The sequence below is a fragment of the Mesorhizobium sp. M0227 genome, assembly GCF_040321855.1.
Lineage (GTDB): Bacteria > Pseudomonadota > Alphaproteobacteria > Rhizobiales > Rhizobiaceae > Mesorhizobium.
Genome location: NZ_JAMYSJ010000001.1, coordinates 266,171 through 282,293 on the forward strand (window position 1 = coordinate 266,171; position 16,123 = coordinate 282,293).

At 60.5% G+C, this 16,123-nt stretch carries 13 protein-coding genes; 11 read left to right on the forward strand and 2 right to left on the reverse strand.

The features are described from left to right. Window positions 1–119: 119 nt before the first annotated feature. The 11 genes from NKJ00_RS01165 (at window position 120) to NKJ00_RS01215 (ending at window position 13,993) form a co-directional block, all read left to right on the forward strand. Window positions 120–821, forward strand: coding sequence for a GntR family transcriptional regulator (locus NKJ00_RS01165; protein WP_352440670.1), 702 nt, complete (start codon window positions 120–122; stop codon window positions 819–821). Window positions 822–832: 11 nt separating this feature from the next. Next, window positions 833–2,425, forward strand: coding sequence for a sugar ABC transporter ATP-binding protein (locus tag NKJ00_RS01170; RefSeq protein ID WP_352610080.1), 1,593 nt, complete (start codon window positions 833–835; stop codon window positions 2,423–2,425). Beyond that, window positions 2,422–3,411, forward strand: coding sequence for an ABC transporter permease (locus tag NKJ00_RS01175; RefSeq protein WP_352610112.1), 990 nt, complete (start codon window positions 2,422–2,424; stop codon window positions 3,409–3,411). Before NKJ00_RS01170 ends, NKJ00_RS01175 begins: the two co-directional genes overlap by 4 nt. A 54-nt stretch (window positions 3,412–3,465) precedes the next feature. Next, a complete protein-coding gene (locus tag NKJ00_RS01180) occupies window positions 3,466–4,416 on the forward strand; it encodes a substrate-binding domain-containing protein (protein ID WP_352610082.1) in 951 nt (316 codons plus the stop codon). A gap of 72 nt (window positions 4,417–4,488) precedes the next feature. Next, window positions 4,489–5,082, forward strand: a complete 594-nt coding sequence (locus tag NKJ00_RS01185; protein WP_013533129.1) for a DJ-1/PfpI family protein — start codon at window positions 4,489–4,491, stop codon at window positions 5,080–5,082. Window positions 5,083–5,195: 113 nt separating this feature from the next. Further along, window positions 5,196–5,477 carry a hypothetical protein gene (locus NKJ00_RS01190; RefSeq protein WP_352610084.1) on the forward strand — a complete coding sequence of 94 codons (282 nt, stop codon included), beginning with the start codon at window positions 5,196–5,198 and terminating at the stop codon, window positions 5,475–5,477. A 919-nt stretch (window positions 5,478–6,396) separates the two neighbouring features. Further along, window positions 6,397–9,132: an AMP-binding protein gene (locus NKJ00_RS01195; RefSeq protein ID WP_502895789.1), complete on the forward strand. Its 2,736-nt coding sequence runs from the start codon at window positions 6,397–6,399 to the stop codon at window positions 9,130–9,132. Further along, a complete protein-coding gene (gene nadE / locus NKJ00_RS01200) occupies window positions 9,129–10,112 on the forward strand; it encodes an NAD(+) synthase (RefSeq protein WP_032908690.1) in 984 nt (327 codons plus the stop codon). Before NKJ00_RS01195 ends, nadE begins: the two co-directional genes overlap by 4 nt. Before the next feature lie 3 nt (window positions 10,113–10,115). Further along, window positions 10,116–12,137, forward strand: coding sequence for an asparagine synthase (glutamine-hydrolyzing) (asnB, locus tag NKJ00_RS01205; protein ID WP_352610089.1), 2,022 nt, complete (start codon window positions 10,116–10,118; stop codon window positions 12,135–12,137). Further along, entirely contained in the window at window positions 12,134–13,687 is a 1,554-nt protein-coding gene (locus NKJ00_RS01210; RefSeq protein ID WP_352610091.1) for a class I adenylate-forming enzyme family protein, read from the forward strand. The genes asnB and NKJ00_RS01210 overlap by 4 nt, the downstream gene beginning before the upstream one ends. Window positions 13,688–13,726: 39 nt before the next feature. Further along, window positions 13,727–13,993 (forward strand): acyl carrier protein, encoded by a 267-nt coding sequence (locus NKJ00_RS01215; RefSeq protein ID WP_013533122.1) that lies wholly within the window; start codon window positions 13,727–13,729, stop codon window positions 13,991–13,993. 60 nt (window positions 13,994–14,053) lie between these two features. Here the strand turns inward: NKJ00_RS01215 and NKJ00_RS01220 are convergent, their stop codons facing one another. Together NKJ00_RS01220 and NKJ00_RS01225 are read right to left on the reverse strand one after the other, a co-directional pair. Beyond that, on the reverse strand, window positions 14,054–14,797 hold the full coding sequence (locus NKJ00_RS01220; protein WP_050592622.1) for a N5-glutamine methyltransferase family protein: 744 nt from the start codon (window positions 14,795–14,797) through the stop codon (window positions 14,054–14,056). Between the two features lie 63 nt (window positions 14,798–14,860). Further along, the gene (locus tag NKJ00_RS01225) at window positions 14,861–16,042 is read right to left on the reverse strand and encodes a polysaccharide biosynthesis/export family protein (RefSeq protein ID WP_352628441.1); all 1,182 of its coding nucleotides are present in this window, start codon (window positions 16,040–16,042) and stop codon (window positions 14,861–14,863) included. Window positions 16,043–16,123: the final 81 nt, after the last annotated feature.

The window sequence follows — 16,123 nt, forward strand, 5'->3', positions numbered from 1 at the left end:
GGACGGTCTAAGCGCGTGTCTCTCGCCCCTAAAACATATCCGCTTTAAAATCGTATAGGATATAGGATTGCATCGACGGAACCATCGTGTTAGCAGTCCTGACTGTCAAGAGGCAAAATATGCACACCGCAAACTTACCCGACCCAAGCGACGCCACCATTGGAGTTGGTCGCATCCAGCGCGCCAACAGTCTCGTCGAAGATGTCTATGAAGCCATCTTCGCGCAGTTGATGGCGCTGAAAATCCCGCCAGGCTCACGTATTACAGTCGATAGCCTGGTCAAGGAATTCAACGTCTCGCACACGCCGATCCGCGAAGCCCTTGGCCGGCTCGAAGGCGAAGGCCTCGTCCTCAAGACGCATTTGATCGGTTATCGTGCTGCACCCCAGATCACCCGGCGCCGTTTCGACGAATTGTACGAAATGCGTCTGCTGCTCGAACCGCATGGCGCCGCAAAGGCCGCCGTAATGATGGACGAGGCCAAGTTCAATGTGTTGCTCGAAGCCGCCGGCGTGATGTCACGCCGCGACGGCAAGGATGATCGCGTACGCTATTCGAACTTCGCCAGGCAGGATGCGATCTTCCACGACAAGATCTTGGAGTTTTCTCAAAACGAACTCATCCGAGAGACGTTGGGCCACCAGCACACGCACTTCCACATCTTCCGCCTGATGTTTCATGCACGTGTGACCGAGGAGGCACTTGACGAACATGAGGCGATTCTTGCCGCGTTCGGCTCTGCCGATCCCGATGCCGCCGCAAAGGCGATGCGCATCCATATAGAGCACTCGCGCGATCGCCTGCTCCCGGCATTCGATTGAGGTCGGAACGGATGTCCATTGCCGCTAATATCGCCGGGGAGGGCGGGAGCACGTTGTCCAGCAATGCGCATGGTTCGCTCGAACCGGTGCTGCGCGCCCAGCAATTGTCCAAGCAATACGGCCCGGTGACGGTGTTGTCGGACGTCACTTTGGACATCCTGCCCGGTGAGGTCCACGCCATCATTGGCGAGAACGGTGCCGGCAAGTCGACGTTGATGCGGCTGCTGTCCGGCTATGTCGAGCCAAGCCATGGCACATTGTCGATGAACGGACACGCGGTGAAATTTGCCAAGCCCAGCCAGGCACAGGATGCCGGTATCGCCTTGGTCCATCAGGAGATCCTGCTCGCCGAGGGGCTCACGGTCACCGATAATCTGTTTCTCGGGCGAGAGCTTTCGCGCGGCCATGTCGTGGATGACCGCACCATGCGCCGGCTGGCGGCCGAGAAACTGGCGCAGATCGGTTGCGTGGTCTCGCCAAGTGCACTGGTGCGCGACGTCTCGCTGGCAGACCGGCAGATGGTGCAGATCGCTCGCGCTCTGCTTGACGACTATAAATTGGTTATCTTCGACGAGCCGACCGCCGTTCTGACCGGTGGCGAGGTCGAGCGCCTGCTGGAGATCGTCCTGCGACTGAAGGCTCACGGCACCGCCGTGCTGTATATCAGCCACCGGTTGGACGAGGTGCAACGGGTGGCCGACAAGGTGACCGTTCTGCGCGACGGCAAGATGGTCGGCACCTATCCCGGCAAGACGCTGAGCCAGATGGATATGGCGCGGATGATGGTCGGTCGCGAACTGGCCGCCCTCTATCCTGAAAGGACCTCAGCGCCTTCGGATGTACCGATGCTGAGCGTGAGGAACGCCTCCGTTCCCGGCTATGCGGAGGACGTGTCGTTCACGGTCCACAAAGGCGAGATCCTCGGGTTCGCCGGCATGGTCGGCGCAGGTCGAACCGAACTCTTCGAGGGCATTATCGGCCTGCGCCCGGCGGCCGCCAAGGTCGAACTTGAGGGCAAGTCGATCCATTTCCAATCGCCGCGCGCGGCGATCGACGCCGGCGTCGGTTACCTGACCGAGGATCGCAAGGGCAAGGGACTGCTGCTGCAGGAGCGCCTGGCGCCTAACCTGACGCTGTCGGCGCTCGGTGTGTTCCATCGGGGCCTCTCGATGGGTCGGCGCCGCGAAGCGGAGGCCTTGGAACAGGCCGTGGAGGCATATGACATCAGGCTGAAGAGTCTCGGCGCCAAAGCGGGCCAGCTTTCCGGGGGCAATCAGCAGAAGCTGCTGCTGGCGAAGGTGCTGCTGACCGATCCTTCGGTGGTCATTATCGACGAGCCCACGCGTGGCATCGACATCGCCAACAAGGCGCAGATCTATGCCTTCATCCAGGAGCTTGTGGCCAAGGGCAAGGCCTGCATCGTCATCTCTTCGGAGATGCAGGAACTGATCGGCATCTGCGACCGCATCCTGGTGATGCGCGAAGGCCGCATCACCGGCGAGGTCAGCGGCGCCGAAATGACCGAAAGCAACGTGGCGGTACTGGCGACCAGTGGCCCCAAGCCAGGGCCAAAAGCCAAGGGAGGCACAGAATGGCTGTCATGACCGAATCCGCACCCAGGCGTCGCCCCCTGGATCTCAATGTCAGTTGGACCGACATCGGGCCCTTCCTTGCGCTGGCGGCCCTCCTGGTCGTGGGTTACCTCATCAACCCCGATTTCCTGTCCGCCACCAATCTCGCCAACGTCATCACCCGCAGCGCCTTCATCGCCATTATCGCGGTCGGCGCGACATTTGTGATCTCGTCCGGCGGGCTCGATCTTTCCGTCGGCTCGATGGCCGCCTTCATCACCGGCATCACCATCATGTTCATGAACACGGTGGCGCCGCATGCCGGTATCTGGGCTATTCCCGCCGGCATGGCGGTGGCGATCCTGGTCGGCCTGCTGTGCGGGCTTGCCAACGGCCTCATCGTCACGGTCGGCAGGATCGAACCATTTATCGCCACGCTGGGCACGATGGGGATTTTCCGGGCGCTGATAACCTATCTGACCGACGGCGGCACGATACCGATCGACCGGTCGCTGCGCGAGGCCTACCGGCCTGTCTATTTCGGCACGGTTGCCGGCATCCCGGTTCCAATCCTCATATCCGTCGCCGTCGCCGCGGTCGCATCCTTCATCCTGTACAAAATGAAATACGGCCGTAAATGCGCGGCGGTCGGCGCCAATGAGGATGTCGCCCGCTATTCCGGCATCTCGGTGATCAGGACACGGACCGTCGCCTATATCGTCCAGGGTGTCTGCGTGGCCATTGCCGCGATCTGCTACGTGCCGCGCCTGGGCGCCGCGACGCCGACGACCGGACAGCTTTGGGAACTGCAGGTCATCACAGCCGTGGTGATTGGCGGCACCGCGCTGCGCGGCGGCAAGGGCCATGTGTGGGGGACGGTCGCCGGCGCCGTCATCCTGGAGCTCATCGCCAACCTCATGGTGCTGTCGGACTTCGTCTCGGAATACCTCGTTGCCGCTGTTCAGGGCGTCATCATCATCATCGCCATGCTCATCCAGCGGTTTTCGAATTCGAAATAGCGCCGCGTCCGGACCACGCGGATTAACGTTCTTGTAGGTCCAAGGGAGAAGACAATGTTCGATAGAAAATGGATTGCGGCGGCGGCACTTGGCGCGCTGCTGCTGGCCGGTCAGGCCATGGCGCAAGACAAGAAGGTCATCGCGGTGTCGATACCGGCAGCCGACCACGGTTGGACGGCGGGCATCGTCTATCACGCACAGGCGGCGGCCAAGGAAATCAACGCCGCGTTCCCGAACGTCGAAGTGGTCGTGAAGACGTCGCCGTCCGCGGCGGAGCAGGTCAGCGCGCTTGAGGACCTGTCGGCCAGCCGCAAGTTGGACGCTTTGGTGATCCTGCCTTACAGCTCGGAAGAGCTGACTCAGCCGGTCAAGGCTATCAAGGACATGGGCACGTTCATCACCGTCGTCGATCGCGGTCTGACTGACGCCTCCGTCCAGGATCTTTACCTCGCCGGCGACAATATCGCGGTTGGCACCAACACAGCCAAGTTCATGATCGATAAGCTCGGCGGCAAGGGCGACGTCGTTGTGCTGCGCGGCATTCCGACCGTCATCGACGACGAGCGCATCAAGGGCTTCCAGGACACGATCAAGGGTACGAACCTGAAAGTCCTCGACATCCAGTACGCGCATTGGAACAGCGACGAGGCCTTCAAGCTGATGCAGGACTATTTGGCCAAGTACCCCCATATCGATGCGGTCTGGGCCAATGACGACGACATGCTGCTTGGCGTGCTCGAAGCGGTCAAGCAATCGGGCCGGACCGATATCAAGCTGGCGCTCGGTGGCAACGGCATGAAGGACATCGTCAAGAAGGTGATCGACGGCGACGCCATGACGCCGGTCGAGACGCCATATCCGCCGTCGATGATCAAGACCGCGATCTACATGACCGTCGCCAACCTGATCGGCCAGGCACCCGTCCGTGGCACCGTCAAGCTCGACGCGCCGTTGATCACCCAAGCCAACGCCAAGGAATACTATTTCCCCGACTCGCCATTCTAACCCTATCCGATTTCACCGAAAGGCAGGGCGCGGTCTGCGCCTTGCCTAGCTCAAACACTGAGAGGAAGAGCCATGCCAGGCAAGAAGATACTGATGCTGACCGGTGAGTTCACCGAAGAATACGAAATCTTTGTCTACCAGCAAGCGATGGAAGCCGTCGGTCACACCATCCACGTGGTATGCCCAGACAAGAACGCCGGAGATCTGATCAAGACCTCGCTGCACGACTTCGAGGGCGACCAGACCTACACCGAAAAGCTCGGCCACTATGCGCTGATCAACAAGACTTTCTCGGAAGCCGAGAGGCAGCTCGATCAATATCATGCCGTCTACTGCGCGGGCGGCCGCGGCCCGGAATACATCCGCACCGACAAGCGCGTGCAGGCGATCGTGCGCCATTTCCACGAGGCCAAGAAGCCGATCTTCACCATCTGCCACGGTGTGCAGATCCTGATCGCTGTTGACGGCGTGGTGCGTGGCAAGAAGGTCGCAGCACTCGGCGCCTGCGAGCCTGAGGTGACACTGGCGGGTGGCACCTATATCGACCTGTCGCCGACCGAGGCCTATGTGGACGGGACAATGGTTTCTGCCAAAGGCTGGACGGCGCTTGCTGCGTTCATCCGCGAATGTTTGAAGGTGCTGGGAACGGAAATCCGCCACGCATAAGCTTCTGGAACCGACGCATTTCGCCAAGGGATGCGTCGGTTGCTTTCAACAGCGCCTCCATATCCATAAATTCGGTCGGGATCGCGGCTCCCGAGCACAACGATATAGGCGAGATGCTCAAGGATCGCCGCCTGGTTACGCCGCTTTTCGTCCTTCTTGTTTCACTGATCGCGGCAGTGCTGTTCGACATGCTGGCGCGCGGCGTTGTTTCAGCGTCCGGATTAGAGGTCGTGTCGTCGACCGTGCGGCCCGTCGTCGCCCCGAGGCCATCACGCTCGGTGCCGAGGCCCGGTGAACAAGTTCTCATAAAACCTTCTGACAGCCGTTCGATCGGCGCTCAGGCGCGACGTCACCATGAAAGCGTGATGCGCCTCAGTTCAGACCTGCGTCAGTGAATATGGCATCGCGGATAACGAATAGTCCCTGACGTCCGGGTTGGTCATCGGCCTGACGAAAAGAACGGCGTCTAGGAACGATTCCGGCCGGCTGCCGTTGCCTAACATTAGATATCTCTTATGGAAGTTGCGAAATGCCGCTGTGTCAGAATCTATGCCCTCTTGAAATGACATTCAAATGTCCACGTTGCGGATTGGCTTTGCTGAAACCCGGGCGCTGGTTTCAGGTTGCATCCAAATATCGCTGCGAGGGGTGTCACAGCGAAATCCGGATTACTTATCCCGACAAGATTGCACTATTCCAGAAGTATGGGGCTTCGCAACGCGAGGGTCCATCTCCGCCAAAGCATAGCTCAGTCCTGACCAAGTCATTCAGCGGCTAGGCCATGGTCCTGCCAGGGGCAGTCTGAACGCTGACTGCCGGCGGTAGTGTTGCCTGTTGCATGGAACGAAATCCGTTCCTTGCGGTTGGAGTTCATGCCTCCAGCTACACGCAATTGAGCCGGCCATGCCCTGCAGTCAGGAGCAGTGATGCAAACATACCTGGTAGAGCAAATGGAAGGGGACGACGTAGTTGCGGCGAGTAATGTCAATGCGTCCAGCCCGTTCACGGCGGCGACTATATCAACAGGACGCCAAGTTACCCTGCGGACATGGGAAAACAATTGGGTTCGTGTCACGGATGAGCTTGGAGGGGAAGTATTCGCATACTGCTTCGTTTCAGGCGCCGGCGAAGCGGACAGCAGCGCACAGCCCGACACCTCGGTAAGGTAGCCCCGCAGCCTTAGCGGGCGCAGGCTGGCATATTCAACTTCGAACGATTCAAGTGATCAAGACCGCCTCGCGCATCATCCGAATGATTGATGAAAAGATCATGCCGCGGGGCGATAAGCGGCAACAATCCTAGCGTGGGGCCCTTATGTCTCTGGCGCATTTAGAATCTTCGAGGGCGATTCGAACGGTGCAGACTGACTACCAACCGGTGGTCTCTTGTCGATGGTCAAAAGTTCCCGATCATGCTCTTGACGAGGGCGGGCCCGTTCTACGTCTGCATCAACGGATGGGAACTGGCTTCGTCGACATTCCGGTCTTTGATCACCTGAGGGAAATCGCCGGGCATTATTCCGAAAAATTAGCCGCCAGCGACGGCACCAACCGACTGACCTATTCCGAGCTTTTTCGGGCGGTCGAGGCCTTGGCCAGCCGGATTGAAGCCGTCGTTCCCGATGGAAATGCGGTTGGAATACTTCAGGCCAACTCGGTCTGGTACACCGTTGCGATGCTGGCCAGCATGGCATCCGGTCGACCGTCAGTACCGCTTAACGTGCGAGATCCGGACTCGCGCATCAACGAAATCGTCGCCGACGCGCGGCTCTCCGCCATAATTGGCGACAAAGGCATCCACGGCCTTGATCTGCCCCAGCACGTTGCCCGGATCGAGATAGCGCAATCGTTGCAGGCAACGCTTCGTCCAGCTGAACACCGTACCGTTTCTGTCGATGCACCGGCAATCGTGCTTTATACCTCCGGCAGCACGGGCCGCCCCAAGGGGATTGTCAACAGCCAGCGGAGCTTGCTGTGCCGAGTGCAGCAATATGTCGACGCCTGCCACATCAATGCGCAGGATGTTTTCCTGCCCCTGACCGGCCCGGCAACCATCGCCGGTTGCCGGGAAATCCTTGCTGCTCTTCTTACGGGTGCTACGTTGCAGCTTGTGGAGGTCGAAGCCGTCGGCCTGCGCGCGGTTCGCGGCCGCATGCAATCGGAATGCGTGACGATCACGTATCTGGTGCCGGCATTGCTTCGCGCTCTCCTGGCGGATGAGCCTGCGGACGCCTTTGGTTCACTCAGGGTTGCCCGAATTGGAGGCGAGAAGGTGTCCTCGGCCGACATCCGCCTGGTGCGCAAGGCTGTCCCGCCAACTTGCCTGGTGCAGATCGGCTATTCATCGACGGAAACGACTGGGTCGCAGTGGTTCTTGCCGCACGATTGGCCGGAATTCGATTCCTCAGCTCCCGTCGGTTGGCTGCTTCCGGGAATCAGCTTCGCAATTGTCGATGAAGAGGGTTACCCGGTTCAGCCCGGCAAGATCGGAGAACTGTTGATCAGAAGCCCGTATGTCGCACTCGGATATTGGGAAAACGGGGCAGTCGTTCCGTTTGAAATAGATCCCGCCGATCAGACGCTTCGTATCTTTGCAACGGGCGATCTTGTGCAAATTGGGAGTGATGGCCTGTTGCGGATCATCGGTCGCAAAGGGCGCCAGATAAAGGTCAATGGGCGGCGCGTTGAGCCGGCCGAACTCGAACGGGTTCTGCGTGGCGCGCCGTCGGTGAAGGATGCCGTGGTTATCGTCACCCCGGCGAATGAACTGGTTGCGTTCGCCGTCCCGCACGGCGGGGCGGGAGCCAGTTTTTGCGACGAGCTGCGCCAACTTGCCAGGACAAAATTGCCGCCGGCGCTTTGCCCGCTGCGGCTCCATGCAAGCGCCGAGATACCGCGGCTGGCCAGCGGAAAGATCGATATGGCAATGCTGGCTGCAATCGACCTTTCGGTGCGGGAAACAACGCCCCCACCGCAAATCGCCCATGCGGGAAATGAAGTTCCTGCTCATCAGATCGTACGGCGTGCCTGGACCAAGGTCCTTAAAACGCGGGTCGCACTGGGGTGCTGGGATGAAGCGGGGGGAGATTCGCTGAAGCTGCTGCATTGCGTGATGGAAATCGAAAGCGCGATCGGGCAAGAGCTCGGATTGGAAGCCTTCACGGTTGGAATGAGCTTCGATGAGATGGTTGCAGCGGTCATTTCCGCTCAAGGAGGCGGAGAGCACGCGCCCGCCTGGAAACACGAGCCTCCGCTGCTTTTCCTTTTCCCCGGGTCGGTCGGCTATGGTCCGAGCCTTGCTTCGTTCGCATCAGCAATAAGCAAGGTCGCCAGGGTGTCTCCCATCAGATATCCGGCCCTGGGCATGATCCTGCAAGGTCAGAACACTGTCGCCGCAATGGTCGAAGCTGCAATTGATCATATCAACCGCGTGCAGCCGACCGGCTGTGTTCGCCTGCTTGGCCACTCGCTCGGAGGAGCGGTCGCTTTTGAGGTTGCCGCGCGTCTGCTTGATCAAGGGCGAGCGGTAGCGTTCACGGGCATTCTGGATACCAGCCTGGTTGGCGAGCGCAGCAAGCGTTGGGAGACCATTACCCGGACATTTCACCGGATCCGAACCAATCGTATATCGGCTAGTCGGGTGGCGTGTCGCGCGCTCGCCAAGGTCGCGGTCAAAATGCACTGCGAATCCCGGCTTGCCGGCTTCCTCGACCGCTATGCCGAGGGTCAGTTCAATCCGACGAGCTTCAGAACCAAACTGGAACTGCAGGAGGTTCTGCGGGCGCGGGCCTTCTTCCAATGGCTGACAGAACCTAGGCCGATACTGCCGATCACCGGCACCTTGTTCCGTTGCGCGCGGCCCGGAATGCCCCTTGCACTCGGGTGGGATCGGGCATTCGTCCATCTGGACGTCATTCCGATCGCCGGCACCCACATCGACATGGTCGTGGAGCCTCATCTGACCGTCAATCGCCCACTCATCGAAAACGCTGTGACCGAGACCTACTCTTCAATCGAGTCACGCAAACAGGAGGCAGTGTCATCGACCTGATCGGCGAATTCAGCAGCGATGTGCTGGCGCTCGATGCCCGGCTGGAGATCGATCGCATCGTCGAGACTTTGCGCGAACAGGTTCTCGGCACACAACGGCGTCGCGGAGTGGTCGTCGGGCTCTCCGGAGGCATCGACAGTTCGGTCGTCGCAACGGTGTGCGCACGGGCGTTCGGAAAGTACAAGGTACTGGGCCTGTTCATGCCGGAGCGCGATTCGTCAGGCGACTCGTTGAGGCTTGGCCGCAGCGTCGCTGGGCAGCTTGGCATCGACACCATCCTTGAAGATATCGAGCCGGCGCTCGAAGGCATTGGCGCCTACGCCCGACAGATCGAGGCCATCCGAACTGCCGTCCCTGGATATGGCGAAGGCTGGAAATGCAAGCTGGTCATGGCATCGGTGCTGGAGAGCAGCGGCCTCAATATCACGCGCCTTACGGTCGAGGATCCGGACGGAAAGATCGACACCGTGCGTCTGTCGCCGGCGGCTTACCTGCAGATCGTCGCTGCTACCAACTACAAGCAGCGGGTTCGCAAGATGACCGAATATTATCATGCGGACCGCCTCAACTATGCAGTGGCAGGCACGCCAAACCGGCTCGAATACGACCAGGGCTTCTTCGTCAAGCAGGGCGACGGCGTCGCCGATGTGATGCCTATCGTCCATCTCTACAAGACCCAGGTTTACCAGCTGGCGGAATATCTCGGGATTGACACGGAGGTCCGAACAAGGCCGCCGACCACGGACACGTTTTCCATGGCGCAAACCCAGGAGGAGTTCTACTTCGCCTTGCCCTATCAGTTGATGGATTTGTGCCTCTACGGCATGAATCACGGAATTTCGGCCGGCGCGGTCGCCGCCGCCGCCGGCCTCACGGCCGAGCAGGTCGAGAAGGTCTATAAGGATATCGTCAGCAAACGCCGCGCCGCACGCTACCTTCACGCACGGCCGCAGCTGTCCGCTGCGATGGACAGGGATTGACCCATGTGCGGCATCGCCGGAATTGTGGCGCTGAACGCGGCTGCGGAGCCTCCGTCACGAGCCGCGCTTCTGAGAATGGCAGCCGCGCTCTCCCATCGAGGTCCGGACGAAAGCGGCCTTTACCGCGACAGGCGAGCGGGGCTGGCGCATACCCGCCTGTCGGTCATCGATCTCTCGACCGGACAGCAGCCTCTCGCCGACACAGGCGATACCACCTGGATCGTGTTCAACGGCGAGATCTTCAACTACGTCGAGCTACGTGAACAACTCATGGCCCTGGGACATCGTTTCCGCACCCGCAGCGATACGGAGGTCGTCGTGCATGCCTACCGCGCCTGGGGCGTGGCCGCGTTCGAGCGGCTGAACGGGCAGTGGGCACTCGCCATCTGGGACTCGCTGACGGGCCGCCTCGTCCTGTCGCGCGATCGGTTCGGCATCTGCCCGCTGCATTTGTGCGAACACGCTGGCCGCCTGCATTTCGCCAGCGAAGTTAAGGCCATCTTCGCAGCCGACCCGGCGATACCGCGGGCCTTCGATCCGGCGGGGGTCGACCAGACTTTCACGCTGTGGACCGTCGTACCGCCGCAAGGCGTATTTCAGGGAGTACAGGAACTTACCCCCGGCCATGTCCGCATCTACGACAATGGCAGCGTTCGTGAGCAGGCTTTCTGGAAACCTTGCTATCCCGAGAACGAGGACCCGGCCCACGGCACCTTCAGGGGCTCGCTGGAGGATGCGGTGGACGAAGTGCGCGGCGCCTTGCGGGCCGCGACGGCGCTTAGGATGGTGAAGGCGGATGTGCCGGTCGGCTGCTACCTTTCCGGCGGGCTCGACAGCTCACTTGTCGCCATGCTCGGGAGGCGCTTCGCCGGCGCGCCGTTCCAGACTTTCTCGTTGCGTTTTGCTGACGCCGAATATGATGAAACCCGTTACCAGCGGCTGGTTGCAAGTGCGAGCGGCGGCGAACACCACGAGGTGATGGTTTCGCGCGGTGACATCGCCGACATCTTCCCAGATGTGATCCGTCACGCCGAGCGTCCGATTCTCAGGACGGCGCCGGCGCCGTTGTTCCTTCTCTCGAGGCTGGTGCGCGAACATGGCATCAAGGTCGTGCTGACCGGCGAAGGGGCCGACGAGATGTTCGCCGGCTACGACCTGTTCCGGGAAGGCAAGGTCCGCCGCTTCTGGGGGCGGCAGCCCGCCTCTGCCCGACGCGCGCGACTGCTGGAACGCCTCTACCCTTATCTGAGCCGCTCGCCGGTCAAGCAGCAGGCGATGGCGCGCCAGTTCTTTGGACATGGTATCCATGCATTTGGCGCGCCCGGCTTCGCGCATGATACCCGCTGGCGCACCACCAGCGCCATCAAACGGCTGTTCTCGGCCGACATGCACGCCGAAACGGCGCGTCACGACGTGGTGGCGGACCTGCTCTGCCGCCTGCCCGAAGAGTTTCAACGATGGGGTCCTCTCGCGCAGGACCAGTATCTTGAGATCAGGACGCTGATGTCGGGCTACCTGCTCTCCTCGCAGGGAGACAGGATGCTGATGGCCCATTCCGTCGAAGGGCGGTTCCCGTTCCTGGACGACAGGCTGGTGGCCTTGGCGAATTCGCTACCGGCCGACTACAAGCTGCGCATTCTGGATGAGAAACACGTGCTGAAGCGTGTGGCGAAATCGATCGTGCCCGCGGAAGTCGTGGCCCGCAAGAAGCAACCCTACCGGGCGCCCAACGCACTTTGCTTCATCGGCGATAGCGCACCCGCCTATGTCCGCGAAGCACTCTCGGAGACTGCCCTGCGCGCGGCGAATGTCTTTGATCCGAACTCGGTCGCGCGCCTGCTGGACAAATGCGCTGCCAAGACCGGCGATGGGGATCTGTCCAACTCGGACAACATGGCGTTGGTCGGCGTGCTGTCGACGCAGCTCCTCCATCAGCAGTTTGTCGCAAGCCGCCCTTCGAGCGGGTGTGCGGTCGACCTCAGGATAGATGTCGATCACCTGCACAGGCAAGAGGTGCTGGTATGATGCATGGCGCCGTCCCTCTGCTGCACGACTACCTCAGCCATTCGGCCGGCCGGCTCGGCGACAAGGTGGCGCTGGTGTGCGGCGGGCACCGGCTCGCCTATGATGAGCTTGAGACACGTTCCAACGCGGTCGCCCATCATCTCGTCACGTCCGGGGTCGCCCCCGGTGACCGCGTCATGATCTTCGCCGACAACACCGTCGAGACCGTGGTCAGCTTCTGGGCGGTTCTCAAGGCGAGCGCCGTTGTGTGCGTCGTCAATCCGCTCACCAAGAGCGACAAGCTGGGGTATTTGCTCAACGATTGCCTGCCGGCGGCATTGATCACCGACAAACATTTGCAGCCGATCTTTACTGAGCCGGCGCGTAACTGTCCGTCGCTGCGGCGGCTCATCGTCTCCGGTCAGGTGGACGACGCCGAGCTCCGGGGATTGCCGCATGCCGTGCGCTGGGATGAGGCGGCTGCCGGCCACGGCAAAGCGCCGGCCCGCCGCCGCATCGATATCGATCTCGCAGCCATCATCTACACGTCGGGCTCGACCGGCGAACCCAAAGGCGTGATGCTGACACACAGGAACATGATGGCAGCCTGCGCGTCTATCGCCTCGTACCTCGAGCTTGGCGAAGACGACGTGATCCTCAATGTCTTGCCCCTGGCCTTCGATTACGGCCTCTATCAGATGATAATGGCATTCCGTACCGGGGCGCGGTTGGTCCTCGAGCGCTCGTTTGCCTTCCCCGCACAGATACTTGCGATCATCGAAAGGGAGAGAGTTACAGGCTTTCCCGGCGTGCCGACCATCTTTGCCGCGCTGTCGGATCTCAAGACGCTGAAGGCAAATGATTTTGCAAGCATAAGGTATGTCACGAACACTGCTGCGGCACTGCCGCTCAAGCACATTCGCCTGCTCCAGGAACTGTTTGCCGATGCCCGGATCTATTCGATGTACGGCCTGACCGAATGCAAACGCTGCACCTATCTTCCGCCGGAAGATCTTGCGCGAAAACCGTTGAGCGTGGGGATCGCCATCCCGAACACCGAAATGTGGATTGTCGATGAGGATGACCGAAAGGTCGGTCCCAATGTCGTCGGCCAGTTGGTCATCCGCGGAGCAACGGTCATGAAGGGCTACTGGGGTAAGCCGGAGGCTACCGCGAGGAAGCTCAAGCCTGGCCCTTTGCCCGGCGAGCAGGTTCTGTACACCGGCGACTACTGCCGAATGGACGAGGAAGGGTACCTCTATTTTGTCGGCCGCAGCGATGAGATCATAAAATCGCGGGGAGAAAAGGTGGCGCCTAGGGAAGTCGAAAACGTGCTGATGGAAATCCCGGGAGTACGGGAAGCCGCGGTTGTCGGAGTTCCCGACGACCTGCTGGGGCAAGCAGTGAAAGCGTTTGTCGTCATGGAGCAAGGAACGATCATAGGCGAAAAGCAGCTGCGGATGGAATGTCAGAAGCGGTTGGAAAACGTCATGATTCCGAAGTCCATCCAAATTGTGTCCAGTCTACCGATGACGGACACGGGCAAGCTCAAGAAAATAGCGCTGTCATAAAGCGATACCTGGAAATCATTTGGATCGGAGGCCAATTCAATGCTGAGCACGAACAACAGAATTGACACCTACAGCGATCAGATACGCGCCTTTCTGGCGTCAAATTTCTACGTGGCCGACCCGCGTGCCCTGGAGGTTGAAACGTCGTTGCTCGACCAGGGCATCATAGACTCGACTGGAGTGCTTGAAGTTATCGGCTTCGTCGAGGAGACATTCGGCATCACTGTCGAGGACAGTGAACTTCTGCCTGAGAATTTCGATTCCATCCAGGGAATTGCACGTTACGTGGTGAGCAAGGAAAACTGATCGCCGGGCGATGGTAATAAGGGCGTCTTCCCAACCGAGCGCGCAAACCCATGGCGCGGCTCACGCTGGCGTTCTGGCTCGTGCACAAACCACCCTGGCTTCACCAGCATTGTTCGCAACCGTGCGAATGCTCTCGTAGCCTTTGGAACGTTCAACCAAACTCATGACCTGCCGGTCCTGGCCAAGCCCGACCTCGAAAAGCAGCATACCACCTTGCCGCAGATAGCGCCGCGCCTCCTTGATCACCCGCATGTGAATGCTCAGGCCGTAGGGCCCGGCAGCGAACGCCTCACGTGGTTCAAGTTCCATCAAATGCGCGCGGTCGTTTTCGAGCCGCTTCTCGGAGATGTAAGGCGGGTTGCAAACGACCAGATCGATCGTGCCTTCGAGCTCCAGACCCGAGAAGGAATTGAACAGGTCGCCCTGCAGCACCGAAATGCGTCCGGCCAGGCCAAGATGGGCGACGTTCCGGCACGTGGTTTCTACACAGCTGTCAGTGAGATCGCTCGCCCAGACGCGCGCGGTGGGGACCTTGTATCCAATGGCGCAGGCGAGATTGCCTGCCCCGCAGCACATGTCGACGACACGCGGGACCGGCCGATTAAGTTCACGCAGCACATTGAGGGCGGTGCAGCCGAGCAATTCCGTCTCCGGGCGAGGGACGAGCACGCCGGGCGCGACAACCAACTTCAGTCCCATGAAGTCGGTGCGGCCGGTGCTGTAGGCGCTGGCGACATCTATTTCACCAATCACGACAAACCCGCTTTCTTGATTTTCCCATGCTCGATTTCTCAGGTCGCCCATGTCTTCATGCTGTGAGGCGAGGCATCAGCCTCATCGTTCCCGGCTACGTTCACGTCCGCGTAGCTACTGGATCGCCGCACTCTGCAGGTCGCTGCTGAACCTCACCTCGATCGTGTCTCCAGGCGCGACCTCAGTGTCCTGGTCGACCGGTCGACTTCTAGACGCGTCGCCGGCCCCGCCGGTTATTGTGATCCGCGCCTGGAAGGTTTCGCCGGCGACCGGCAGTGGAAGAGCGGACGCCCCTGATGGCTGAAGCTTCTGGCTGGCTGCGTGGAGCCTTGCAGTGGTCTCGGCGAGGCGAAGGTCGGTGTCCCTCAACTCGTTCAGAAGGCCGATCCTTCGTTGATTTTCATTGCGTTCCTGCTGCCTGACGAAGTCTTCCTGCTGGCGTCGCGTTCTCATGAGTTCGACCGACGTCTCGAGCGCCCGGCTCGACGACATCAGCACGGCACGTCTGACGTCGGCGAGCCTGCTGTTGGTCAGGTTGCCCGATTCGAACGATTTGGTGACCCGCGCCAGATCGTCCTCATCCTGTTTCACCGCGGCCGCTTCCGTCTGCTCGCGCTTGAGCAGAACCTCGACCTCAGCCTCGGCATCCTTGGCGGTCTTGTCGAGATAGCTTTGCTCCTGTTGAAAATTGTTCAGCGAAATTCTGAGACCCTCCGCTTCCGCCTGCGCGACCGCCGATATCAATGCATTCGACAGGGGCGAACCTTGCGGCGGCTGCATGTCAAATTCTGCCTGGTTCTGAAGTTCGGCGCGGATACGGGCGCCATGAAAGTAGTCCCTGATATAATCCCCCCAGATCGACTCGTAGTCGCGTCGCAGATCAACGGGATCAGGTCCGCTTTGGCTTGCCCGCGACCGCAGAAGGCTGAAACCGCCGGCGACCGCAATCGCCTGCCGGACTGTCATGAGTGGCCGGTAAGCCTGCTGCCCTGGCGTCAGCACATCGCCAGTCACGTAGATCGGCCGGTACTCCGCGATCACGGCCGTGACGTCGCTCGGCTTGATGACGATCATTTGCTCCCGTCCATCAGGCAGACGCTGGTGGACGATCTTGGTTGGCAGCACCGCTTCCATGCGCGTCTGCAATTCAGCCGGCGTCAACCCGCCAACTGGGATCATCCCGAACTCGGGCAGCGCGATCGAGCCATCCATCTGGACAATCGCGCGTTGCGTTCGTTCCGCTATGGAGGCAATTCCTATCTCTACCGTGTCGCCGGGGGAAAGCTTGTAGGCCACCGGCGCTTCAGCCGCGGCTGCGATATCCAGGGCCAGGCAGCCGGCAAGCGCTGCAAAGAAAATTCGGCTAACGAAGGCCAT